This is a genomic window from Neoaquamicrobium sediminum, from assembly GCF_040970315.1.
In the GTDB taxonomy this organism is placed as follows: domain Bacteria; phylum Pseudomonadota; class Alphaproteobacteria; order Rhizobiales; family Rhizobiaceae; genus Aerobium; species Aerobium sediminum.
On sequence record NZ_JAZHFV010000043.1, the window covers coordinates 1 to 201 of the forward strand.

Genomic DNA, 201 nt, shown 5'->3' on the forward strand with positions numbered 1-201 from the left:
GGGAGGGAATAGGGATCTACACCGTGGAATTATATCTGAAGGTTCGCGTGGCTTGCGACGGAGGCATGAGCCAGCGCGAGGCAGCAAGGCATTTCGGCATTTCGCGCGACACGGTTCGCAAGATGATGGCGTATTCGGTTCCGCCGGGCTATCGGCGGCAGGCTCCGGTTCGGCGTCCGAAGCTGGACGCGTTCATCGCGG

At 61.7% G+C, this 201-nt stretch carries 1 protein-coding gene; it reads left to right on the forward strand.

Features of this window, described 5'->3' with window-relative positions:
- Positions 1–23: 23 nt before the first annotated feature.
- The coding region (locus V1479_RS26160; protein ID WP_368805384.1) for a helix-turn-helix domain-containing protein at positions 24–201 on the forward strand (178 nt) is incomplete at its 3' end.